The organism is Halobacteriovorax sp. HFRX-2_2, assembly GCF_043196705.1.
Taxonomy (GTDB): Bacteria; Bdellovibrionota; Bacteriovoracia; order Bacteriovoracales; family Bacteriovoracaceae; genus Halobacteriovorax_A.
On sequence record NZ_JBEBMT010000002.1, the window covers coordinates 98748 to 121856 of the forward strand.

The 23109-nt window shown below is 36.6% G+C and carries 20 protein-coding genes; 14 read left to right on the top strand and 6 right to left on the bottom strand.

Features of this window, described 5'->3' with window-relative positions:
• Window positions 1-132: 132 nt before the first annotated feature.
• Complete coding sequence (locus ABMA79_RS05620; protein WP_393060580.1) at window positions 133-1032, top strand: hypothetical protein; 900 nt, start codon at window positions 133-135, stop codon at window positions 1030-1032.
• Here the strand turns inward: ABMA79_RS05620 and ABMA79_RS05625 are convergent.
• The 5 genes from ABMA79_RS05625 to ABMA79_RS05645 all read right to left on the bottom strand — a co-directional run bounded on the left by ABMA79_RS05625 (window position 1029) and on the right by ABMA79_RS05645 (window position 3902).
• Window positions 1029-1223, bottom strand: coding sequence for a hypothetical protein (locus ABMA79_RS05625; protein ID WP_392858194.1), 195 nt, complete (start codon window positions 1221-1223; stop codon window positions 1029-1031). The genes ABMA79_RS05620 and ABMA79_RS05625 overlap by 4 nt on opposite strands.
• Before the next feature lie 8 nt (window positions 1224-1231).
• Window positions 1232-1444 (bottom strand): hypothetical protein, encoded by a 213-nt coding sequence (locus tag ABMA79_RS05630; protein WP_392858197.1) that lies wholly within the window; start codon window positions 1442-1444, stop codon window positions 1232-1234.
• 135 nt (window positions 1445-1579) lie between these two features.
• Window positions 1580-2527: a hypothetical protein gene (locus ABMA79_RS05635; RefSeq protein ID WP_393090962.1), complete on the bottom strand. Its 948-nt coding sequence runs from the start codon at window positions 2525-2527 to the stop codon at window positions 1580-1582.
• A 20-nt stretch (window positions 2528-2547) separates the two neighbouring features.
• Window positions 2548-3504 carry a hypothetical protein gene (locus tag ABMA79_RS05640; RefSeq protein WP_393090965.1) on the bottom strand — a complete coding sequence of 319 codons (957 nt, stop codon included), beginning with the start codon at window positions 3502-3504 and terminating at the stop codon, window positions 2548-2550.
• The gene (locus tag ABMA79_RS05645) at window positions 3492-3902 is read right to left on the bottom strand and encodes an NUDIX domain-containing protein (RefSeq protein ID WP_393090968.1); all 411 of its coding nucleotides are present in this window, start codon (window positions 3900-3902) and stop codon (window positions 3492-3494) included. Before ABMA79_RS05645 ends, ABMA79_RS05640 begins: the two co-directional genes overlap by 13 nt.
• A gap of 138 nt (window positions 3903-4040) precedes the next feature.
• Here ABMA79_RS05645 and ABMA79_RS05650 point away from each other — a divergent pair, with 138 nt between their 5' ends.
• From ABMA79_RS05650 to ABMA79_RS05665, 4 genes are all read left to right on the top strand, one after another.
• Complete coding sequence (locus ABMA79_RS05650) at window positions 4041-4700, top strand: site-2 protease family protein (RefSeq protein ID WP_392858205.1); 660 nt, start codon at window positions 4041-4043, stop codon at window positions 4698-4700.
• Window positions 4701-4733: 33 nt separating this feature from the next.
• Window positions 4734-5639 (top strand): segregation and condensation protein A, encoded by a 906-nt coding sequence (locus ABMA79_RS05655; protein WP_392858206.1) that lies wholly within the window; start codon window positions 4734-4736, stop codon window positions 5637-5639.
• 24 nt (window positions 5640-5663) lie between these two features.
• Window positions 5664-7184 (top strand): SMC-Scp complex subunit ScpB, encoded by a 1521-nt coding sequence (gene scpB / locus ABMA79_RS05660; protein ID WP_393090971.1) that lies wholly within the window; start codon window positions 5664-5666, stop codon window positions 7182-7184.
• A gap of 105 nt (window positions 7185-7289) precedes the next feature.
• Entirely contained in the window at window positions 7290-8321 is a 1032-nt protein-coding gene (locus tag ABMA79_RS05665; protein ID WP_392858210.1) for a pseudouridine synthase, read from the top strand.
• Between the two features lie 37 nt (window positions 8322-8358).
• Here ABMA79_RS05665 and ABMA79_RS05670 read toward each other — a convergent pair whose 3' ends face one another.
• Window positions 8359-10362 (bottom strand): hypothetical protein, encoded by a 2004-nt coding sequence (locus tag ABMA79_RS05670; RefSeq protein ID WP_393090974.1) that lies wholly within the window; start codon window positions 10360-10362, stop codon window positions 8359-8361.
• 378 nt (window positions 10363-10740) lie between these two features.
• On the opposite strand from ABMA79_RS05670, the gene ABMA79_RS05675 reads away from it, so the two are divergent.
• The 9 genes from ABMA79_RS05675 to ABMA79_RS05715 all read left to right on the top strand — a co-directional run bounded on the left by ABMA79_RS05675 (window position 10741) and on the right by ABMA79_RS05715 (window position 23105).
• A complete protein-coding gene (locus tag ABMA79_RS05675) occupies window positions 10741-11154 on the top strand; it encodes a response regulator (RefSeq protein ID WP_103217672.1) in 414 nt (137 codons plus the stop codon).
• Window positions 11155-11166: 12 nt separating this feature from the next.
• Entirely contained in the window at window positions 11167-12003 is an 837-nt protein-coding gene (locus ABMA79_RS05680) for a chemotaxis protein CheX (protein ID WP_392858214.1), read from the top strand.
• Between the two features lie 148 nt (window positions 12004-12151).
• Complete coding sequence (locus ABMA79_RS05685) at window positions 12152-14173, top strand: chemotaxis protein CheA (protein WP_393090977.1); 2022 nt, start codon at window positions 12152-12154, stop codon at window positions 14171-14173.
• A 32-nt stretch (window positions 14174-14205) separates the two neighbouring features.
• Window positions 14206-14673, top strand: coding sequence for a chemotaxis protein CheW (locus ABMA79_RS05690; protein WP_392858218.1), 468 nt, complete (start codon window positions 14206-14208; stop codon window positions 14671-14673).
• Window positions 14674-14707: 34 nt separating this feature from the next.
• Window positions 14708-16813: a methyl-accepting chemotaxis protein gene (locus ABMA79_RS05695; RefSeq protein ID WP_393090980.1), complete on the top strand. Its 2106-nt coding sequence runs from the start codon at window positions 14708-14710 to the stop codon at window positions 16811-16813.
• Between the two features lie 31 nt (window positions 16814-16844).
• Window positions 16845-18728 carry a chemotaxis-specific protein-glutamate methyltransferase CheB gene (gene cheB / locus ABMA79_RS05700; protein WP_393090983.1) on the top strand — a complete coding sequence of 628 codons (1884 nt, stop codon included), beginning with the start codon at window positions 16845-16847 and terminating at the stop codon, window positions 18726-18728.
• A gap of 27 nt (window positions 18729-18755) precedes the next feature.
• Window positions 18756-20414, top strand: a complete 1659-nt coding sequence (locus ABMA79_RS05705) for a methyl-accepting chemotaxis protein (protein ID WP_393090986.1) — start codon at window positions 18756-18758, stop codon at window positions 20412-20414.
• Window positions 20415-20532: 118 nt separating this feature from the next.
• Window positions 20533-21198 (top strand): succinate dehydrogenase cytochrome b subunit, encoded by a 666-nt coding sequence (locus ABMA79_RS05710; RefSeq protein ID WP_393090989.1) that lies wholly within the window; start codon window positions 20533-20535, stop codon window positions 21196-21198.
• Window positions 21198-23105, top strand: coding sequence for a fumarate reductase/succinate dehydrogenase flavoprotein subunit (locus tag ABMA79_RS05715; protein ID WP_393090991.1), 1908 nt, complete (start codon window positions 21198-21200; stop codon window positions 23103-23105). Before ABMA79_RS05710 ends, ABMA79_RS05715 begins: the two co-directional genes overlap by 1 nt.
• Window positions 23106-23109: the final 4 nt, after the last annotated feature.

Genomic DNA, 23109 nt, shown 5'->3' on the forward strand with positions numbered 1-23109 from the left:
CACCTAGTTATCAAATTGAAGGCGCTCAGGCAAGGCTTTAAAACCTTTATACAGGCTTTTGTAAGGAGTTTCATAAATAAATATTAGGGATATTTAAGTATTAATTTACTCAAAAGCTTTAGAAACTGTAGTATGAAGTTTATTTTGCACCTATTTCTTATATTTCTCTTCTCACAAGCGGCTCATGCTTTCGATGCAATGAGAAGAGGGCCAGCTTCAGTTGCCCCAGCTCCCATCTATAAAGAGCACGAAGTTAAGATTCTCCAAGGCCATTATCGCCATCAATACTTTCGCTATTTCTTAGAAGAGATACTAACTCTTTCACGTAATGATTTTGGTGACTTTAAAGTGACGGCACTTGATTGCGGTAACGAAGAGGAATGTGTGAACTCAGGTGCCTATAAGAATGGAGATATCATCTATTCTCCATCTGAGAATTGGGACCTCTCAGGTTTCAAAAAAATTGAAGCACCTATTTTGTCAGGCCTTATGGGGCTTCGCTTACCTGTTTACGAGTATAAGGATCGTTTAAAATTTGAAGCAATTAAGTCTCCTGAAGAGTATAAGAAAAAACGAGTTTCATTTAATAAGAATTGGCGTGATTATAAAATTCTAGAAAAGTATAAATTCAAATTGATTGCAGTTGATACCTTTGATGATATCTATGGGGCCTTATCTGACAGTCGCGCTGATTATACGCTTAGGGGAGTGTCAGAAGCCTTCATTGAAATTATTAATCAAAAAGAAAACCTCTTAATCGATACGAAGAACTTTATCTATTATCGCTATCCAGTTTATCTCTATGTACGAAAAACAAATAAACGACTTTATCGCGCTCTCATATCGGGAATGAAGAAGATGGAGAGTCAGTCATATAATAATTTTACTAAGAGTTTTGTAGGCCAGAATCTTGTTTTGGATGAAGCTGAGAGTTGTAAGATCTACAATGTGAATACAGAAGTCGTCCAGGTGTTAAAGCAGTGTGAGCTTAAGGGGCTTATTGAAGCTGTTGCCAACTTTAATCGCAATTAGCCCTTTAGCATTTGCTCGATAATTCGTGCTGCTTTTTTAGCTTCTTGAGGGTTCTCAAGGCGCTTTTGAATGAGCTTTTGAAGTTGTTCGACCTCTTGTTTTTGCTGTGTTTTAGCTTGAGAGGTAGTAGGTGCTGCGTTTTCACGTGAGTCAGCACCTTTATATAAGTGTGTATATTTTTTTACACCCATGAGATTTCCTAAGCAGCCGCTTCAGCTACACCTTTTTTCATTGTAGAAACTCTTTTCATATGTTCTTCAATGACTTCATATAATTCTAATTTTGTTGAATATGGATCCATGCCTTCTGGCATTGTTGAATAAATTACTTCGTTGTTGATTTCTGCAAAGATAAACCAGTTGTTACCTAGTTTTTGAAAAAGAACTTCTGTACCTTTGTGTTGAATTGTCATAAACCTTCCTCCTGAAATAGTTTTGCAGTCCTTGCTAAAACAATGACACTAACTTTATCGTCCCTTTAATTTTTTCTTTTAAAAAATTATGAGCATTATTTATGAACGGAAATCTTTGCCGATAGGCCCAAGATACTAGTAACGATAGGTAAATCCAACGTTGTAACCAAACGTTCCTTCAAGATTTGTTGAAATTTGATTGTCTGGCCATAATTGAGAATTTACAAATTGACCATCTGACTCAAGTGTTGATGGAAGACGGATGTCGATAACTGGCCCGTGATAGAGGTAGAAAGAAGGGGAGTCAAAAATCTTCTTATGGGATAGGTTGACTGAAAGTCTTATATTAAAGAAGAGGCCACTAAAAAGTTTTTCCTCTGCTAAGCTATTGGTTTGATCGTCTTGGTTCACAAAACGTCTTTGGTAATTAAGTCCAACTTGTAGCATTGATTCAATTTCAAAATATTGTCTTTTGTGAAATGTGTAAGAAACGACAGGCCCAAAAGTATAGTGAATATTACTTTCTGTTGTAAAAATATCTCCACTTAATCGGTACTCCGCTTGTCCCGTTGTGATACCGCCAAAGAAGCCGTAGTAGAGACGGTTTCCATCATCAAAAGTAGCTGGACTTAAGTACTTAACGTTAAGGCTTCCTTCAAACCCAGTACTTTCTTGTTGAATTTCTGAGTTATAAGCGTAGCGAGAAGAAACTCCCTTTTTGAAGATAAGATCAAATTGAGCACGATTAAGTGGGCGTCCTTTTAGGGGATATTCATCTGGGAGCGGCTCTGCGATAACATAATCAGTCGGATCATTTTTTACATAGATCGTATGACCTAAATCTTCTGACTCATTATTTAAAATAAGCTTAATGAAATCTTTTCGAATATAGGCCTTACGCCCATCTCTTGTCAGTGTGACGTAGTAGGCTTCTTCATTTAAATAATTTGGATGTAAATAGAGCTTTGTCCCTTTTCTTAGCTTCATAAGTATGATGCCATCTTCATTTGGCTTACTTATGACTGGGGCCTCATGAACACGAATAATTCCATCGGTGGCAAAAACCGATGTTGCTAAAAGCATTATAAATAATAGCCTTCTGATCATATTGAAACCTCAAATTCTTTCCCAATATTGATACTAATGGCAGTTGCTGAATTGTCATTGGTAAGATTTGCTGCTGGGAAATTTACATTTGAATCAAATGCATAATTTTGCTTTTTAAGATCTAGGCCAATGAAGTACTTGGCGTAGTTGTAATTAACATTGAGGCCAAAGGAATCAATTGTATAGCCAACTTTTAAATCATTTATCGTAGCTGATGTATAAAGTGATCTTTGCGCACTTAGGCCGGCCGCAAGAAATGATTTTTCATTAATGTAATAGCGATACTCTGTTCTTAGGCCAACAGAAAAAGATGTGAATTGAACTTCTTGGCCACTATTTTGAGCAAGGTATTCAGCGCTAAGAAATACTGGAATATTTTCGAAAGTCTCGACTCCTGCTTCTGCAGCAATAGTTGTACTTGATAAAGATATATTATCTAAAAAGAAGTTTGGAGTAGAGCTGCCTAGCCCTGCTCTAAGCTGTGTGTAAGTATGGATTTGTTTTTTATCGTATTCGATGGCCTTAAACTTTGTTTGGTCAAAAGGTGTGAACTTCTCATTATTAAAAGTTAAAATCGTTTCAAGGTGATCAAGGTTTGTACTTAATGTAACGTACTTCACATCATCTTCACTACCGTCACTAGGTAGGATGAAGAAGTAGCGTGAGCCAGGAGAGACTTCTTTTGTACGAATAATAGTATTCTTCTGAATACGGTAATAGCTCTTTCCATCAAGTGATTCGATTAAAGAGTTTGCTAGAATTACACTTCGAAAAGTCTTGGCCCTGAGGTTATTTTTTATATACTTAAAACGTGGCTTTGCCTTTGTTTTAACTTTTTCTTCTTTCTTGCTGATTCTTCTAAGATCCTCAAATAGCTTATCTGAAGAGGCTTGAGCAAAACAAAGCTTCTGAGATAAAAGGCCAATGATAGTAAGAGTAATTAGTCTAGACATTCAAGTGCCTTTTGAAATGCGATGAAATTACTTTCGTATTTAAAGTCTTTCTTTGTTACTTGATCAAGTGGCACCCACTTAAATCCTTGGTGCTCTTGAGGGGAGATCGTGATCTCTTTTTGATTTGTTCTTGCAAGAAAACAATACTCAGTCACATCCTTATTCCAACGGTCATGAAACTCAAATTTTTGATCAATTTCGACAATCTGAGCTTCATTAATTGAAGTTTCTTCAAGTAGTTCTCGCTTGGCCGCATCAAAAATATCTTCTCCAGGGTCAACAGATCCTGTTACATTCTGCCAGCCAAAGCCACGATCCTCCTTCATTTCTAATAGAAGGATTGCTCTTAAATCGTTGTGCACGGTGACAACTTGAACCTTTTTATGACGCGTATTCATAGGTTTATTATAGCAAAAAAATTTAATTTCAATGCCTTGGGCAAATTTGGAGGTTAATTTCTTTAATTTGTCTTACATTCCGTTCATTTTGCATCGCAAATTTTTGTCGATTCCCGTGGTTTTTGGTAGATTATTGCGATGGATTTAATGCGAATTATCAATACATTAACTTTGGCCCTACCGGGCTTTCTTTTAGCTATCTCATTTCACGAGTTTGGTCACGCTTGGATGGCCAGAAGATATGGTGATGATACGGCCGAGAGAATTGGTCGACTAACCCTTAACCCAATTCCACACGTTGATCTTGTGGGAACAGTTATCTTTCCTATGGTTGGTATCATGCTTGGTGGTGTTCCTTTTGGTTGGGCCAAGCCTGTCCCTGTTGATGTTCGTCGCTTTAAGAATATGAAGTCAGGTATCTTTTGGGTAAGCTTTGCAGGCCCAGGTGCAAACCTGATTCTTATGGTTTTATCAGCGCTATTCTTTGGAATGGTCTATGCCTATGTTCCATCGACGTTCTCATTAAAGACGCAATTTATGGATATGCTTCAGTACTCGGTATTTATTAATATCCTACTGGCGGTCTTTAACTTAATTCCATTTCCTCCACTTGATGGATCGAAGATGGTTGCAGCTTATTTAGATTACAACTCAGCACGAAAATATGAAGAGCTTCAAAGATTTAGTTTTATTTTTATTCTAATTCTTTGGTTTACACCAATCTTCGGTTACATGATCAGACCGGTTATGAGCTTAGGAATGGTATTAATGAATACTTTTGCAGGTATTCTCTCTTAATTTGTTAATTGAGGGATTTGAGGGAATTAACACATGTTAGACACAACGATTAAGGTTAAAACGGATACATTTGATGGTCCACTTTCACTGCTTTTGCTTCTTATTCAAAAAGAGCAAATGTCGATTAAGGAATTAGACCTTACGAAAATTACTAAGCAGTACTTAGACTATCTTGCGAATATGAAAGAGCTTAACTTTGATATTGCAGGTGACTATCTATTCCTTGCAGCTACATTAGTTCTTCTAAAGTCAAAAAATGCTGTTACAGAAGAAGAGCAGGCAAAGCTACAAAATCAACTTGGTGCTGAAGGCTCTTTAAATATCACTTCTCATGCAGAGCTGGTTCGCCGTCTTGAAGAGTTAGCTCTCTACCAGAAGATGGGACAAAAGCTTTTAGAACTTCCTCAAACGGGCAAAGATATCTTTGTTAAACCAAAGGTAAATCGTAAGGAAATTGTTAACTCGATTCTTACACCGATGCAGTTAGAGAAGTTAACGGATACGATGATTGACTTCATATTCCGTCAAAATCGTAAGTACACGGTTATTAAGCGTGACCGTTTATCGATTAAAGAGAAGTTAGAGTTCTTAAAGACATATCTACAAGTAGGACAGAAAACGAATTTGGAAGAACTACTTGAAAACGATAGTAATAGCCGTATGGCAACGACAACGGGTGAAGATACTGCAAAGATGTCTGCAGATGGTAAGAATACAATTGATAACGTTGTAATTACTTTTATCTCACTTCTTGAGCTAGCAAGGCTTAAGCGTGTTCAGGTTTTCCAAAATGAGAGCTTTGGGCAAGTTTATGTTGATGTCGTTAAAACACTTGATGACTTCGACGTAACTCAGGCCGATGGTTTTGAAGACGAGAATGAATCAAAAGATAAGATCGATACACAAGAATTAGAAAATATGGAACAAGTAGCGCACTAATCGCTACTTAGAGAGAGCACACAAATGGAAGAGAACACAACAGTTACTGAAGCAAATCTAGAGTTTCTATCAACAGATGAAGAGATGGTGGAAGAGTTAGAAATGGCCCTTATGCCAACTGATGAAGACCTAGAGTTTCCAGAGGAGTACTTAAAGCTCGAGTCTGACTTTGCTGATGAGAAGATGCAAGAAGATAAGCTTTGGAAAGCTAGAACTGGACTTAATGAAGAAACAATCTGTGGAGCAATTGAAACGATTGTATTCATGAGTGATAAGCCTGTACCATTAATGAAGATTAAGTCATTAATTGATGAAGATATCCCTCTACGTGTTGTTCACGAGGCAATTACTCGTCTTCAAGATGAGTACGAATTAAAGCACCACGGAATTCGTCTACAAGAAGTTGCAAATGGTTACCAGTTTAGAACAAAGGCAACATTCTCTAAATATGTTCAAGACCTATTTAAGATTAATGAATTAGTACTTTCTCCAACAGCTCTTGAAGTACTCGCAATCATTGCTTATAAGCAGCCGGTTTCAAAAATTGATGTTGAAAAAATTCGTGGGGTTGATAGTTCTCACATTGTTCGTGGTCTAATGGATAAGAGACTTGTTAAAGTTATTGGACGTTCTGAAGAAGTTGGACGCCCGGTTCTTTATGGGACAACTCCTGAGTTCTTAGAAGTATTTAATCTTGCAAATATTGACCAATTACCACCAGAGCATGAGCTAGCTGAAATTGCTACTCAAGGTGTAGGGAAGATTGAAGATATTAAGACTCTTGTAAACGCTGATCTAGCATCACGTTTTGATCAAGATGAAATTGAAGAACTTGATAATATCGCAATGTCGATTAAATCAATTGATTCAGAGACAGCATTTACTAAATCTCTTAAGGTTCAAGAAAGAAGACGTAAGTCTGCTAAAACAGCTGAAGGCGAAGAAGCAGCACCTGTTTTAACTGCTTTTGATCTCCTTGAACAACACCTAGATAACTCTCTTGTTACTGGTGCAAATAAAGAGTCTGCAGAATCGGAAGTCTTTACTGCGATCACTTGCCCTGAGGTTATTGCTGATCTAACAAAAGGTCCATTTAATATCCCTGAAGAAGAGGAAGATGATTTTGAAATGATCGATCTTGATTCAGGTGAAGTTATTAAAGATATGACAGTAGAGGAAGCACTTGAAGAAGTTGCGGACGCTATTCTTTCTTCTGAGAATACAGAAGCTCAAGAAATTGTAATCAACGAAGAAAATGATGAAGCGGACATTGAAGCTGCTGCAGAAGAAGTTGAAGAAATTGCAATTATTGATGAGTCTAAGTCTGATGAAGAGGCCGATCATCTAGCACAGGCACTTGATGATGCTTTTGCTAAATTATTTGGTGGAGACTCAGCTCTTCCTCAAGATGAGATGGATGTTGACCTTGATGACAGTATCAATGAAACAACTCAAAATTTAATTAATGGGGCCAAAGACCTAGATCTTGACCTTGATTTCTTAAATAACAAGGACTTAGGGGATTCTGAGTCTCATATTGAATAAGAAATAATTACTTAAATACTTGTAAAAGCTTACGTTTAGTTCTATTTAGACGTAAGCTTTTTCTTTATAGCTTTTAACCGCCGTGATGGCAGATAGGAGAGTCAAATGTCTAAATTAGTACGTTTACAAAAATTTATTGCAGATTGTGGGATCACTTCACGTCGTAAGGCCGAAGACCTAATCGTTCAAGGACGTGTAAAGGTTAATGGTATTGCTATTCGTGAACTAGGAACTAAGGTTGATCCATCTATTGATGCTGTTGAAGTTGACGGTAAGGCCGCCGACCTTGGTTCAGTAGAAAAAATCTACATGATTATGAATAAACCTCGTGGAGTTATGACAACAGTTAATGATCCAGAGGGAAGAGAAACTGTTATTGATCTTTGTAAAGAGATCAGTGAGAGAATCTATCCAGTTGGCCGTCTTGATTACCTTTCAGAAGGTCTTCTGCTAATGACGAATGACGGAGATTTCGCAAATCTTGTTATTCACCCAAGCTCTGAAATTACTAAGGTGTATGAGGTAAAAGTTTTTGGTGCGATCAATGAATTCCTACTTAAGAAATTAAGAGCAGGTGTTTATATTGATGGCGTAATGACAAAGCCACAAGCTGTTCGTGTTATTAAGCAGCTAGAAACAAAAACTTGGCTAGAGTTTAGAATCAATGAAGGTAAGAACCGTGAAATTCGTCGTATGTGTGAAGGTGCTGGTCTTACTGTTGATAAGCTAAAGCGTGTTGCTATTGGTGGACTAACTGTTGAGGGGATTGCTCCTGGCTCATACCGCCTTGTTAATAGAAAGAACTTATTAAATGCTATTGGAATTGATATGGCAGGAAATAAGACGAGAGATGCTGTTGAGTATATCTCAAGTAAAAAGTCTGTAAACTTAAAGAAGAAAGGTCACCAGGGTTGTACAGCAGCCGATGATAAGGCCTTTACTAAGTTTAGAAGAGAGACTTACTTCAAATCGATTAAAGAAATTGCTGAAACTAAGAAGGCAAAAGAGAAAGAGATTAGAAGACAAGCTTACGAAGAGAAGGAAGCAGCATTCAAGAAGAGACAAAATAAGAAAAAGGCTCGTCTTGCTAAAAAAGAAAATCAACAAAAACATACTCACGTCGAATTTGTTAAATAAAAAAAGCCGCTTTAAGCGGCTTTTTTATTTGGTACTCTTAATTTAATTCTTGAATATCTTCAATACGATCAACTCGATCATCAATTCTTAAATCTTCACCTGTCCCTCTAATATAGCGGTTCAAGTACTCAAGTTGATTATAGATTTCTTGGTAGTTATTTGTTCCGATTCTTAAGTCCACAAGTGTCTCAGAGTCATCAACAATATAGACATCGAGGTAGAGATATTTCTCAATATCATCTTTAGGAAGAAGTTCCACTAGAAGTTGCATAATATATTGTTCATTATTCATTCTTCTTAGTTTAGATGTGAACTTATCGACTTTCTCATTATATGGCATGTCACTATGAATGATGTCGTAGAAGTACTTTGCAAGTTTCTTTGTCTTCCTTTGATACTCGTCCTCAGGAACATCAAATGGATGAAGCCTAGAGTCCTTATCATGACTTGTTGAGCGAATAACTCTCTTTCCTCTGAGGTGCTCTGCTAGGCGATAGCGGAACTCTTCAAATGGGATCTTGTTCAGATAAGAGAATGCTTCTTTTTTCAATATCATCGTAACTCTTGAATTGAAGTTAACGTATCGTTTTTCCTTTGGAATACGAGCAATGACTTCATCGCGAATAAGAGAAGGTAGGATACCCTTTAGAATTCTCAAGTATCTTCTTTGCTCTAGTCTTCTAAATTCATTATCGATGCGATTAAAGTTCATTCCAACATTTAAAAATTTATGATCACTATGCGAAGAAGTTAGCCCGAAATAAGAGAGGATCTCTTTTTCCTTAGTATCAAAAATCTCAATGGAAATCTTAGACTCTTTAGTCTTCGTATAGTTAGGGTAGTAGAAAGCTACCGTGGAACCATCGAGTCGTTCAAAATTAAATCGATTGTTAACATAGTGGCTCTTTGCACTTAATTTTAAAATATCAAGATTAAGCTGAATTCCTGACGATTTTGATTTGTATCTATTGTGTCCTTTAAAGACTCTTTCTACCCTTGGGCTTTCTTGGCCTTCGTCAACTCTGGCAATACGGTCAACATCTTCAAGGTTAACGACATAGTACTTATCAAGTAGATCTGAGTTTAATGATTCAGCAAAGAGTTTGGCCTCTTTAAATTTAAAGACATTATTAAATAATCTATCGTAAACCTTTCTAACCTCGTCATCTTTTAGATTAAAGACATAGTCGGCAAGAATGATATTACCTTTTGTGCGGGAAGCATCGAGTTTAAACCAGTCGAGTTTATACTCATAATCAACTTCTTGTCCTAAGATTTCAAAGCTAACAAGTTCGATGGCAAACCGACTCTTAAAGCTTAGTCCTGAAGTTTTCTTCTTTTGTGCGATAATCTTAACTCTTACTTTCTGATCTTCGAGCTTATATACCTGAATGAGAAAGTCTCCGGCCATGGTGTAAAAACCAGACAGGCCAGTATTTAGTAGAGGAATTGCATTATTGTAGCTAAACCCTGTTGTTAATGCCATTGAGGCCGGTATGGAGATAAAGTCTCCTGGATTTAGTTCATCGACATATTTTGAGCGAATTGGGATTTTTGCCACATTAAAAGGCAGGGCCTTCATCGCATCAGTTTTCTTCTCAAATTGTCTTGAAATGACAACTTCGTTATTACGATCAAGCTTAAGAAAGAAAGGTGTCTGCAGTTCTGGAAAGAATGCATTCTTCGTGTCGTGATGAATTCTGAAATTGAATTGATCGCGACGAGTATAGTTTCCTTGAATATAGGACTTTTCTACTTCGTATTCGTACTTACCTCTAAGAGAGAGTCCGTCTGCGATATTGATTTTGAAAATATCTACATCAAGGTTGATTTTCAAACTATTGAAAGCATCAATCAGCTTACGATTAATATTCTCTTTTGAAAGGTGATCCCTAAGAAAATACTTAAATTTCGAATACACACCTGATGAGCTGTCTTGAACGACTTCTTCAGGAGCGGGGACGTTACTGGTCTGCGGCTGCTTCGCTGCAAAGCTCATCGACGTAATTAGGATAATTGTCAGTGTTTTTAACCTACTCATGTCTATGACTAATATCATAATAAATATTTGAAAAGTCGTTGAATGTAATACTTATAAGTATGAACAAAGTATAAACATTTTTGATGGACTACCTACTTTGTTGAGAATTTTCTTAAAGCGTTTAATTTATGTGGCACTTAATTGGCAAGTATTGAATATCATTGGCCTTTAATCCAATAGATTTTCTTTGGGGAAAATATAAGCTTTGACACAAATGAGCGTAAAAAAAAAATCACAAGCGCCGATAACTAACTAGATATATTAAGTTTAAATAGAGAATCAAAACTTTTTTTATTTGCGGGGAAAAATAAGGTCGCTATTTGGCAAAATTTCCTGGTGATATATTAGTTGAAGATTATTGAGTAGGAGAAAGAGTATATGGAAGATCTTAAAAAGTTTTCTTTTTTAATTGTGGATGACATGAGCACAATGAGAAAGATCGTTAAAAAGTTACTGCGTGATTTAGGGGCCGATAGATTTGTTGAGGCCGTTGATGGAAAAGATGCTCTTAAAAAGATTGTAGAGAATAAAGGTGGACCAAACGAGATATCATTTATTATTTCTGACTGGAGTATGCCAAATGCTACAGGACTAGATCTTTTAAAAACTATTAGAGGTAGTGAGAATTTTAAAGAAATGCCATTCGTTATGGTAACTGCCGAACAAGATGTTGCTCAAATTCAAGAGGCTATTGCTAGTGATGTTGACGGATATGTAATTAAGCCATTTGATCAAGCATCTTTTAAGAAGAGGTTGGCCCTGGCCATGAAGAAAAGGTTTCCACAAGGTTAATAGGAGGCTTTCATGGGTATGGTAGAGAGAATTACAAAATCTCACTTCTCAGTTTTGGCCTTCTCGGGCGATATCGATCAAGACTGTGTCAAGTCATTGTCGATGATCTTTGATGCGATATTAGAGGATGAGAAAGATAAGTTAATAATTTTAGATTTTAAGAGCGTTGAGTATGTTTCTCCAAAAATTTATAACGAAATTTTTAGGTTATTCAAGTCAGCTGAAGAGAAGTCAATTTTAATATATACAATTAATGCACGCTCTAAACTTATTAGAGAACTCAAGAGTGATTATGTTGATGAACGTTTCAACTTTACTGATTCGATTTCAAAAAGACTACAAGAGCTAAATCTTAAAAAGAAAAGAATTGAGTTAGACGTAAACTTTGTAAACCCTTTTATTCAAGCGGCAATTGATACTTTTGGTGTTCAGGCGAATTTAAAAGTATTGCCAGGAAAAGTTTCCAAAGCAAAAGATTTTGAAAGCTATGAAATTGGGTTGATTGGTTCCATTGATGTTCAAAATGAGCAATTTAATGGAAGGCTTCTTATTTGTTTCCCAGATATTGTTTTCATCAATATTTATAACCAAATTTTTGGTGAAGACTATACTGAGCTTAACGACGATGTGAAGGATGCTATTGCAGAGTTTACAAATATTACCTTAGGACAAGCAAAGGCCAATTTGAATCAAAATAGAGGGATTGTTATTGATCGAGCAATTCCATCGGTTTTACTTAGAGAGAACTTTTCTGAGATTGATTTAGGTAAATATGAGTCTCTTATGATTCCACTTGCGACAAAAATGGGCTCTTTTTATATCTACATTCTACTAGGGGCAAACGAATAATTAAGGACTTGTAAAAAAGCGAACATGATCAATGTCATGAAACTAAGATTATTTATAGAAATTTACAGTAAGCCTCTAAAAACATTAATTAAATAAAAATATTGTCCGAATAATGAAGAGATATTAACACAAAAGACAAGATGTGATTATGGATGAGTTTGAATTAGAATTAAAGATGGATTTCCTTGAAGAAGCAGTACAGCTTCTTGAAGACTGTGAAGAATCTTTCCTAGAATTAGAATCTGGTGTCGATAATACAGATGAGCATATTGATAAAATTTTTCGACTCGCTCACAACCTAAAGGGAACATCAAGAGCAGTTGAGTTCAGTGATGTTGCAGAGTTTACTCACGAGATGGAGGAACTCATCCTAAAGGTTAAGAAGGGTGAGGTTGATATCTGTGCTGATGTTATTGATGTTTTCCTCAAGTGTTCTGACCATTTAAATAATATGATCTCTGCTCTTAGAGATGATATTGATGCTAAGTTTAATTCAGACGATATTATCCAGTTAATTAAAGATGTCTCTAGTGCTGATGTTGAGCATGATGATCTTAGAATCTCAAATATTCCTGATGAAGCAGAGTTTGAAGCTAGTGCACATGAAGAGGAACAAGAAGAACAAGACGAAGAAGAGCAAGACGATTTCGAAGACCAGGAATTACAAGGTATCCTCGATAATGAGGAATCTGTAAGTTTTGAAGAAGAAGTCGTTGCTGAATCACGCCCAAGTGAATCAGATATCAGTGACCTCGATCGTATGTTATATGGAGAGTCTTTTGATTCAACAGAAGAAGTTAAGCCTGTTGAAGTGGCCGCTGTTGCAAGTGGACCAAATGATCTCGATGCACTTATGAATGAGTCGGCTTCTCCAAAAGAAGCTCCTGTGGCAGATAATGTTGTAAGTTTAGAAACTGCTGCAAAAAAAGAAGAAAAGAAGCCTGCTGTTGCTGCTGCACCAAAGAAGCCAGCAAAACCAGAAGAGACGATTCGTATTGGTATCAGTCGTGTTGAAAAGCTTAATAACTATGTTGGAGAGCTTGTTATTCTACAAACTGTACTTAGTGAATGTAATGATCTCGTAGCTGATGAGCATGTTAGAAAAAGTGTTAGTCACTTATCAAAGATTACCAAAGAAATTCAAGATATTTCAATGAAGATGAGAATGGTTCCGCTTAAGACGACATTTTCAAAACTTCAAAGAATTGTAAGAGATACTTCAAAAGCACTTGGTAAGAAAGTTAATCTTACTATTGTTGGAGAGGAGACAGAAGTTGATAAGAATATTCTTGAGCAACTTTCAGATCCTTTAGTACACATCGTAAGAAATGCTGTTGACCACGGGCTTGAAAAGAGTGTTGAGGATCGAAAAGCTGTTGGAAAGTCCGATGCTGGAGAGATTCAAATTAAGGCATATCACGAAGGGAATAGCCTTGTTATTGAAGTTGTAGATGATGGTAAGGGAATCGATCCTGATATTATAAAGAATAAGGCCATTGAAAAGGGCGTTATTAAGAATGCTGACAAATTAAGTGATCAAGATGCGATTAACTTAATTTTTGCACCAGGTTTTTCAACAAAAGAAGCGGTAAGTGAAATTTCTGGCCGTGGAGTTGGTATGGATGTTGTTAAAAAGAATATCCAAGATATTTCAGGGGCCGTTGAAGTTAAATCTGAAGTAGGCTCAGGTTCTGCCTTTAGAATTAAGCTTCCTCTGACAATGGCAATTATCGAAGGAATGGTGACAAGAGTTAGTGACGAAAACTACGTCGTCCCACTTAACCTAGTTCACGAAACTGTTTCTGTTACAGAAGAAAATTATAAGAAAGTAAATAATGTTGGTGGCTGTATTGTTCTAAGAGGACAAGTCCTACCTGCATTTAGGCTAAGTAAACTTTTAAAACATAATGTTAAAGAGCCTTCGGTAAATGAGATTGCTCTTGTTGTAAGAACTGAAGATATGGATTTTGCAATCGTAGTCGACGATGTTCTTAGACGTCAGCAAGTTGTTATCAAGAGTCTTGGGAATGATATTAAGAATACTCAAGGTTTTATGGGAAGTTCGATTCTTGGAAATGGACGACCAGCTCTAATCTTAGATTTAAAAGAACTTGTTGTTAATAAAGTAAGTAAAACGAAAAGCCAAAGACCAGTAAGTAACGCGGCGTAATTAAAATATATAACTTGATATGTGGGGATAATATGGAAAATGAAACAACTGATGTAACAAAAAGATACCTAGAGTTTAAACTTGGAGATGAGCACTATGCAATTCCACTTCTGCAAGTTAGAGAGCTAATCTCTGTTCCTGAAACAACTAATGTACCTTTTAGTCCAACTTATTATGTAGGGATTATGAACCTACGTGGACAGGTTATTTCAATTATTGATCTACGTACTCGTTTAGGTGTTAAGCCAGCTGAATCAAATGAAGAAGCAGTTATTATTGTGGAATTTGGACAGCTTTGCTTAGGAATTGTTGTGGATAATATTTGTAAGGTTCTTTCTGTAGATGAAGAACAAATTCAAGAAGTAGCTTCAGTAGAAACGAAGAAACGTGATCGACTGAATAGAGTATATCGCAATAACGAAGCATTAATTCAATTAGTTGATCTTGAGTCAATTTTAAACATCGATGAAATTAATGGCCTTGTAAAGAAAGCTGCTTAGTAGAGAATGGTGCCTATAGCACCGGGGGAAAGTAATGAAACAGACAAAAATGTCAATGAACAAAAAAACGATTCTAAGTTTTCTTGGTATCTTTGCAATGTTTGGTATAGGACTGGCCATTTCAATTTACTCTTACTATGGACTAGTTGAAAGTTTAAAAGATACTGTACAGAGAGACCTTCGAATGAAAGATTCGATGAGAACATTTGCAGCAAATCTTGGTGAACAAATATCGAATGAAAAGCAGTATATCATTTCACAAGACCCTGGTGCCGCAAAGCGCTTTTTAGAGCTAGGTAAGATCAATAAAGAAATCTTTGAAAGTATGCAGAGGCTAGATGTTGACTATGCTAACGAGGTTCAATGGGATGAGCTTTCTAAAAATTATAAAGAACACACTAAAAACTTTGAGAACACACGTGAGACTCTGAAAAAAGAAGGAGACTCTAAGAGTGGCCTTAGAGGTGAATTACGTAGCTATGCTCATGATATTGAAACTAAGATCAAGAAATATGACTTGAACCCAAGTTTTATGATTTCTCTTTTAACGCTTCGTCGTCATGAAAAAGATTTTCTTTTAAGAAGAACAAAGAAATATGTAGATAAAGCAAAGAGCGAAGGTCTAAAAATAAAGAAAGAGTTAGTTGCTCGTAAATATAAGCAATATGTTTACAACGATGTAACTAAATCTGTAGATAGTTATATTCGTTCATTTAGTAAATTATATGAAAACCAACTTCTTCTTGAAAAGTATAGCCAAATCGCAGTTTCTGGAACAAAGAAGATCTTTAAAAATATTCAGGATAATGTTGAGTTAATTGATAGAAAGACTGAAGAAAAAATTGAGGCAAGTACTGCTCTTGAAGAGAAGATTAGCTTCTATATTCCAATCCTTTTTGCGATTATTGCAGCATTTGCATACGGTTTCCAATACAACTTCTCTAAGTCAATTAAGAAGATCATTGGCCTTAGTGAGAGACTTCGTGACTCATCACAAGTTACTGAAAAGTCTTCAACTAATATGAGCATGGCCTCATCAAAAGTGTCATCATCTGTAACTCAACAGGCAAGCGCTATTCAAGAAACAGTAGCGACCCTTAATGAAATTACTGCAATGGTAAATAAGAGTGTTGAAAATGCTAAGGTTTCAAGCCAGAAAGCAGACGAGTCTCAACGTGTTGCCCTTCAAGGGAAGAGCGCTGTTAATGAAATGGTTGAGGCCATTGGACAAATTAACGGCAATAACGAAGATATTATGAAAGAGATGAATCGCAATAACGAAGAAATCGTAAAGATTGTCGATGTTATTAATGAAATCTCTGAAAAGACTAAAGTTATCAACGATATTGTATTCCAAACAAAGCTTCTCTCTTTTAACGCTTCAGTAGAGGCGGCCAGAGCTGGTGAGCATGGTAAGGGATTTGCAGTTGTTGCAGAGGAAGTAGGAAACCTTGCTCAAATGAGTGGGAATGCTGCTCTTGAGATTGAAGAGCTACTTGGTGGATCAATTAAAAAGGTTCAATCAATCGTTGATGAAACTCAAGTGAATGTAAAAAGACTTATTTCTGAAGCACAGACAAGTATCACTAAGGGTGTAGATGTTTCTGAAAACTGTGGAAAGATCCTAGATAGTGTTGTTGAAAATGTTGATGCTGTAACAAAAATGATGACTGAGATCTCAACTGCTTCTGAAGAGCAAGCTGAAGGAATTAATAATATTTCGGATGCAATGAATGAGCTTGATGAAGTAACACATACTAACTCGACAATTGCACAAGAAACTTCTGGCTTTGCAGAAAGTTTATCTGAGCAGACGTCAATTCTTAATGGAATTGTTGAAGAGCTAGAAAGTGAGGTCTTAGGTAAGATTCAAAACCTTTCAGTTGATAGAAATGCATTAATCGATTCGATCTCATCGACACCAGTTAAGTCTCATACTGTAGCAAAGAAAGAGGTTGTTGAAGACTTTCCTGTCTTTGAAAAGACACCGGTTGCTGAAGTTGTAAAACGCGAGCCTGCTAAGGTCGTTGCGAAGGCTGAGCCAGTAGCTGATGATATGGGATTTGATGATCCAGTACTAGAAGTGGATTCTGATGAATACCCAAGTGAGAACGATGCTAGGTTTGATAAGGCCGTTTAAAAATAATTAATTTAAATTAGGAAGAGATTGAATGAGTAATCTTGCTAGAAGTTATATTGAAATAGCTCAAATGATGTCACAGGAGACAGGGACACACTTTACAGCGCAAAATGATGCAATGGTAAAGTCCCGTATTGACAAGAGAATTGTCGAGCTTCGTTTAAAAGATGCTGATGAGTACTTAACGTTAATTAAATCTCCGGGTAGTCAGGAAAAGACTGAGCTAATATCACTTCTGACAACGCATTACACGTTCTTTATGAGAGAGAAAAATCAATTCGATTTTATCATCAAGTCCCTTCCTAAGATGGTTGAACGAGTAAAAAATAGTGGGCGTGACACATTAAAGATTTGGTGTGCGGCCTGTAGCAAGGGTGATGAAGTTTATAGTCTTGCTATGATTCTTAAAAAACATATCAAAGAGATTGACCCTAGCTTTAAATTTGAAATTATTGCTACTGACATTTGTGAGAAATCAATTAAGCACGCAAAGAAAGGTGTTTATTACTGGAAAGAACTTCAGAAGGTTCCTAAGGAATATCTCGAAGGCAACTGGTATCGAGGAAGCGGCGAGATCGCACCCTTTGTTAAAGTCAGTGATGATCTTAAAAAATTTTGTAAATTTAAGGTTCATAATTTAATAGATCAAAATAGTCCTGAGTATCGTGACAAATACGACCTGATTCTATGTCGTAATGTCTTTATCTACTTTAATGAAGAACAAATTGATAAAGTTATCAAAAAGTTCTCAAACTGTGTCACAAATAAGGGATATCTTTTAATTGGGATTTCTGAAACCCTAAGACGACATGAAGGCTTCCAAAGTCTTGGTCAGTCAATTTATTTTAAGACGAATCATGAAACAAAAAGAAGTCTTAGAGTGAAAGAAGCTCAGGTGAAGAAGATTCTCATTATCGATGACTCTGGTACTGTAAGAAAGCTAATTAAGAAGTGTCTTACTGGTGATCCAGGATATGAGGTCGTTGGTGAAGCTGTCGACGGACAAGATGGATTAGAAAAGATTAAAGCACTTAAGCCAGACGTTATTACCTTAGATATTAATATGCCAAAAATGAGCGGGCATGACGTTCTTAAAAATCTACCAAAAGATCAGTCGCTGCAGGCGATCATGATTAGTTCTGTAAGCAAGAGCGATGGTGATATCGTAATGAGATGTCTTGAAGATGGTGCGTTTGATTATTTAAAGAAGCCATCTTTTGACGATATCTTTAAATTCAAGAAGGCCTTACTTGAAAAAATTGACCTTGCTTATCATAGTATTGTTAAGTCAAAGAGACAAAAGCTCACAAGCTGGGTTGGGTCTAATAACTTCGATTTCTCTGGAAGTCAGTTAATTACAATTGGTGCCTCAACAGGAGGGACGGAAGCGATTAAGCAACTACTAATGCGCTTCCCAAAAGAGTTTCCACCAGTTCTTATCGTTCAGCATATACCTCCAGTATTTTCGACAGCATTTGCTAATCGTCTAAACGAGTTATGTCCGTTTGACGTCGTCGAAGCAACAGACGGAGAAGAGGTAAGGCATAATACTGTCTATATTGCTCCAGGTGGAATTCATATGGGAGTTGTTGGAAAGAGTAAATTAATGATCAAGTTAGACAGTGAAACTCCGATATATTCTGGACACCGTCCAAGCGTTGACTACTTATTCGAAAATCTTGCCCAACTAAAAGGGCATCGAGTAACAGCAGCACTTCTAACGGGAATGGGAGCAGATGGGGCCAAAGGGCTTCTTAAGTTGAAAGAGAATGATACTTTCACAATTACACAAGACGAGGAGAGTTCAGTTGTTTATGGAATGCCAAAGAAAGCATTTGAATTAGGTGCTTCGTGTATTTCACTACCGCTGGATAAAATTACTGAGCAAATCTTAACGAGGGTTGCGAAGAAATAGAATTTTGAGGGAGTTTGAGGGTTATTTATGAAGGGACAATGGACAATTAAGAAACAATTAATTGCTCTATCAGCTACAATGCTTACCATTCAGCTGATTATTGCATTTGTTGGTTATCAATCATTAACATCAGTGAAGTCGCACTTGTATACAGTGTTTTCAAAAAGACTTCCAAGTATCAACAGTCTAGTACAAGCTGATCGAGACTTTCAACAGATGCTAGTGGCCGAAAGAACACTACTTCTTGAAGGATTATCAGACAAGCAGAGAAAAGCTTTGGCCGATGACTACTTTACTAATAAGCAACAAGTTGTTGATCGTTTTAAAAAGTATACTGTCTTAGGTGATTCACCTAAAGAAATTGAAATTTCTAAGAAGTTTAATGAAGGATTAGAAGCTTTTGAAAAGACGGCAGCAGATAAGTTTCCTCTAGATAAAGAAGGACATCTTCGTAAGTTCACTAGAACAGAACTTATTAAAAACTCATTAGGTCCAGTGAACTCTAAGTTTGAAGGAGCTAGAGATAGCCTTGATCAACTTCAAGAGTTAATTCTTGGAATGGGTGATGAAGAATTTAAAGAAGCAGATCAGACTTACTCTGATTCAATCTTTTTAATGTCGATTATTTCAATTATTAGTTTATTTGGTTCTGTTGGGATTTGTATCTTTATGGCAAGACGAATTGATGGACGAATCAATAATATCGTTGAGTCAATTTCTAATGAAGGTCAAAACCTAGAGAATGTTTCAAATACGTTTAAGAATAAGTCTGTCGCACTAAGTTCTATTTCTGAACAACTTTCTGCGGCAGCAACAGAAACATCAAGCTCTTTACATGAGATTTCTCAAATGATTAAGAGCAATACAGATGGTTCTAATAATGTTGCTTCTCTAATTAAGAAAAGTCAGGACTTAGTAACTGATGGAGTAAAGTCTCTAGGAGATCTAGGACGTGGTGTTAAAGATGTCGATAATAGTACAACAGCACTAGCAAATACAGTTGAGAAAAGTAATAGTGAATTAAATGAAATCGTTAAAGTGTTTGAAGAGATTAATGTTAAAACTCAAGTTATTAATGATATCGTTTTTCAGACTAAGCTACTCTCATTCAACGCCTCTGTTGAAGCAGCAAGAGCTGGTGAAAATGGGAAAGGCTTCTCTGTCGTGGCCGAAGAAGTAGGTAACCTTGCTAAGATGAGTGGTGAATCTGCTGATGAGATTTCAAAGCTACTTGTCGATAGCTTAAAGAAGGTTACAGATATTGTTGATATCTCAAGTCGTGATGTTAATGAATCTTTAAATATGAGTAGAGATAAAATTAATAAAAGTGTTGAGATCAGTAATCAGTGTCAAGAAGTGTTTACTCAGGTACTTAGAAATTTTGATGAAGTTTCTGCAAACTCAAATGAAGTTGCTAATGCTTCAAAAGAACAGCTAATTGGTGTTGAAGAAGTAAGTAAAGCGATGCAAGAAATTTCAAGTTCTGCAAGCTTAACAAGTCAATCAGCACATGACTTAAATGCTGCCTCAACTGAGTTAAGCCAATCGGTTAATCATATTGGTGAGGATATCACAGATCTAAAAGGGTTAATAATTGCTCAAATAAAGTCTGCGAGACGTGCAGTTAATAATGTCGTTAATTTTCATAAGACTAAAAGAGAAACTGAGACAAAGAAAGCAGCATAAAGTTTTATATATCTTAAATAGAAGAAGGGCACATTTGTTGTGCCCTTTTTTTTACCATATTTTATCTAGGTTTTATGAACTCCCTATTTTATAATTAATCTAAAGAAGGGATGTTTGAATGTTGTTTTTTAGAAAGTATGTTTTAGCAGTTACTGGGCTATTCTTATGCCTGTTTTTACTCATTCATCTCTGTGGAAATTTAATACTCTTATTACCACAAGAATATGCACATTCTTTGTATAATCTTTATTCCCATACTTTGGCCGAAAATATATTTATAAAGGCCGTTTCATTTATTCTTTATTTTGCTATTGCTCTTCATACCTATATGGCCATTGTTATTACCTTAAAGAATTCTCGCTCACAGGGTGTTGAGTATGCTCTTAAGGATAATAGAGAAGTCTCAACTTGGACTTCTCAAAACATGGGTTTCTTAGGCTTTTTCATTTTATTATTTATCGTTATTCACATGGCAAATTTCTGGGCGAAAATTAAATTTGGTCTTGGAGGAAGTGTTTATAATGACTCAAATGGATATAAAGATGTTTATCTTTTAACGACGACATTATTTAGGAATCCATTCTATGTGATCTTCTATTGTGTTTTAATGGTTCCTTTAGGAGCGCATTTAAACCATGGGCTATCAAGTGCCTTTAAAACTCTAGGCTTTTATCGTTTAAGTCATATTCGTATAATAGACTGTAGTGCAAAAATATTCTCATACTTTATCACAATCGGTTTTGTTCTCATTCCCATTGTTATCTTCATTAGGGAGGTTATGTAATGCTAAATCCTAAAGTCCCTAAAGGAAATTTGAAGGAGAAATGGTCTAACTATCAAGCTGAGAGCAAGCTTCTTAATCCCGCAAATCGTAAGAAAGTCTCAATCATAGTTGTCGGCTCAGGTTTGGCCGGAGCAGGAGCTGCCGCTACCCTTGGTGAACTTGGTTATAATGTTGACTGCTTCTGCTATCAAGATTCTGCTCGACGTGCACACTCTGTTGCAGCACAAGGTGGAGTAAATGCAGCAAAGAATTATCAACATGATGGTGATAGTGTTTGGAGAATGTTCTACGATACTTTAAAGGGTGGTGACTTTCGTTCTCGAGAGGCCAATGTCTATCGTTTAGCTGAATTGTCGGCCCCTCTTATCGATCACTTTACTCAGCAAGGTGTTCCCTTCGCTAGAGAGTATGGTGGTGTTTTAACTAATCGTAGTTTTGGTGGAGTTCAAGTTCAACGAACATTCTATGCCAGAGGTCAAACCGGTCAACAGCTTCTTTTGGCCGCTTATTCTCAACTTTCAAAAATGGTCAAAGCAGGAAATGTTAAGATGTATCCACGTACAGAGATGCTTGATCTCGTTGTTATCGATGGGAAGGCCAAAGGGATTATCACAAGAAACTTAGAGTCAGGTGAAATTAAGAAGATTATGGCAAATGCTGTTGTTCTCGCAACCGGTGGTTACTCACGAGTTTTTAGGCTTTCTACACTTGCTATTGGTTGTAATGGGTCTGCTATATGGGCCGCTCATAAAAAAGGTGCTTTCTTTGCAGCTCCAAGCTTTACACAAATTCATCCTACCGCCTTACCGCAGTCAAGTGAGTTACAATCAAAACTTACTCTTATGTCAGAGTCTTTACGAAATGATGGACGAATTTGGGTTCCTAAGAAAGCAGGGGATAGTCGCGATGCAAATGATATCCCTGAAGAAGACAGAGATTATTATTTAGAGAGAAAGTATCCAAGTTTTGGAAACTTGGCACCGAGAGACATTTCTTCACGTTCTGCTAAGGAACAAATAGATGCTGGCCACGGAGTTGGGGCCTTAAAGAATGCTGTTTATTTAGATTTTAAGCATGCGATTGAAAGGCTCGGAGTTGAAGTTATTAAAGATCGCTACGGTAATCTCTTTCAAATGTATGAGAAGATTACAGGTATCAATGCTTATAAAGAGCCGATGAAAATTTCTCCTGCTGCTCACTTCTCAATGGGCGGACTATGGGTCGATTACGAATTAATGACTACTATTCCAGGGCTCTATGCAGTGGGGGAGTGTAACTATTCAGATCATGGAGCAAATCGCCTCGGAGCAAATTCATTATTACAAGCGAGTATTGATGGCTACTTTATTCTGCCAAACACAATCAATAATTATCTTGCAGATGAAATGAAGAGTGAGCAACCGGATATTTCTCATGATGAATTTGATCGATGTATCGAGAAGGCATCAGAAAGAATTAATAAACTACTAATGATTGATGGAGTGAAAACTGTCGATCATTATCACAGAGAACTTGGGACAATAATGTGGCAAGAATGTGCCATGAGTAGAAACCGTAGTGGTTTAGAAAAAGCAATTTCTCAAATTAGAGATTTAAAAGAAGAGTTTTGGAAGAATGTTAAAGTAACTGGTGCTAATGAAGAGTTAAATCCAGAGCTCGAAAAGGCGCTACGCTTGGCCGACTTTATTGAACTTGGCGAATTGATGTGTGTGGATGCCCTTCAAAGGGAAGAGTCATGTGGCGCACACTTCAGGGAAGAATTTCAAAGCTCTGAAGGTGAAGCCGTTCGTAATGATGAAGACTATAGTTATGTGTCGGCCTGGGAATATAATGATGGAGACTATCAACTGCATCGTGAAGAATTAGAGTTTGAATATATACAACCAACGATTAGATCATATAAGTAGGTAA

What these genes read in the sequence shown, in the direction of transcription:
- ABMA79_RS05650 (WP_392858205.1), top strand. Translation starts at nt 4,041, where the DNA reads ATGGATTTAATGCGAATTATCAATACATTAACTTTGGCCCTACCGGGC.
- ABMA79_RS05705 (WP_393090986.1), top strand. Translation starts at nt 18,756, where the DNA reads ATGAAGGGACAATGGACAATTAAGAAACAATTAATTGCTCTATCAGCT.
- ABMA79_RS05640 (WP_393090965.1), bottom strand. Translation starts at nt 3,504, where the DNA reads ATGTCTAGACTAATTACTCTTACTATCATTGGCCTTTTATCTCAGAAG.
- ABMA79_RS05695 (WP_393090980.1), top strand. Translation starts at nt 14,708, where the DNA reads ATGAAACAGACAAAAATGTCAATGAACAAAAAAACGATTCTAAGTTTT.
- ABMA79_RS05635 (WP_393090962.1), bottom strand. Translation starts at nt 2,527, where the DNA reads ATGCTTTTAGCAACATCGGTTTTTGCCACCGATGGAATTATTCGTGTT.
- ABMA79_RS05690 (WP_392858218.1), top strand. Translation starts at nt 14,206, where the DNA reads ATGGAAAATGAAACAACTGATGTAACAAAAAGATACCTAGAGTTTAAA.
- ABMA79_RS05680 (WP_392858214.1), top strand. Translation starts at nt 11,167, where the DNA reads ATGGGTATGGTAGAGAGAATTACAAAATCTCACTTCTCAGTTTTGGCC.
- ABMA79_RS05630 (WP_392858197.1), bottom strand. Translation starts at nt 1,444, where the DNA reads ATGACAATTCAACACAAAGGTACAGAAGTTCTTTTTCAAAAACTAGGT.
- ABMA79_RS05710 (WP_393090989.1), top strand. Translation starts at nt 20,533, where the DNA reads ATGTTGTTTTTTAGAAAGTATGTTTTAGCAGTTACTGGGCTATTCTTA.
- ABMA79_RS05685 (WP_393090977.1), top strand. Translation starts at nt 12,152, where the DNA reads ATGGATGAGTTTGAATTAGAATTAAAGATGGATTTCCTTGAAGAAGCA.
- ABMA79_RS05670 (WP_393090974.1), bottom strand. Translation starts at nt 10,362, where the DNA reads ATGAGTAGGTTAAAAACACTGACAATTATCCTAATTACGTCGATGAGC.
- ABMA79_RS05655 (WP_392858206.1), top strand. Translation starts at nt 4,734, where the DNA reads ATGTTAGACACAACGATTAAGGTTAAAACGGATACATTTGATGGTCCA.
- ABMA79_RS05620 (WP_393060580.1), top strand. Translation starts at nt 133, where the DNA reads ATGAAGTTTATTTTGCACCTATTTCTTATATTTCTCTTCTCACAAGCG.
- ABMA79_RS05675 (WP_103217672.1), top strand. Translation starts at nt 10,741, where the DNA reads ATGGAAGATCTTAAAAAGTTTTCTTTTTTAATTGTGGATGACATGAGC.
- ABMA79_RS05665 (WP_392858210.1), top strand. Translation starts at nt 7,290, where the DNA reads ATGTCTAAATTAGTACGTTTACAAAAATTTATTGCAGATTGTGGGATC.
- ABMA79_RS05625 (WP_392858194.1), bottom strand. Translation starts at nt 1,223, where the DNA reads ATGGGTGTAAAAAAATATACACACTTATATAAAGGTGCTGACTCACGT.
- scpB (WP_393090971.1), top strand. Translation starts at nt 5,664, where the DNA reads ATGGAAGAGAACACAACAGTTACTGAAGCAAATCTAGAGTTTCTATCA.
- cheB (WP_393090983.1), top strand. Translation starts at nt 16,845, where the DNA reads ATGAGTAATCTTGCTAGAAGTTATATTGAAATAGCTCAAATGATGTCA.
- ABMA79_RS05645 (WP_393090968.1), bottom strand. Translation starts at nt 3,902, where the DNA reads ATGAATACGCGTCATAAAAAGGTTCAAGTTGTCACCGTGCACAACGAT.
- ABMA79_RS05715 (WP_393090991.1), top strand. Translation starts at nt 21,198, where the DNA reads ATGCTAAATCCTAAAGTCCCTAAAGGAAATTTGAAGGAGAAATGGTCT.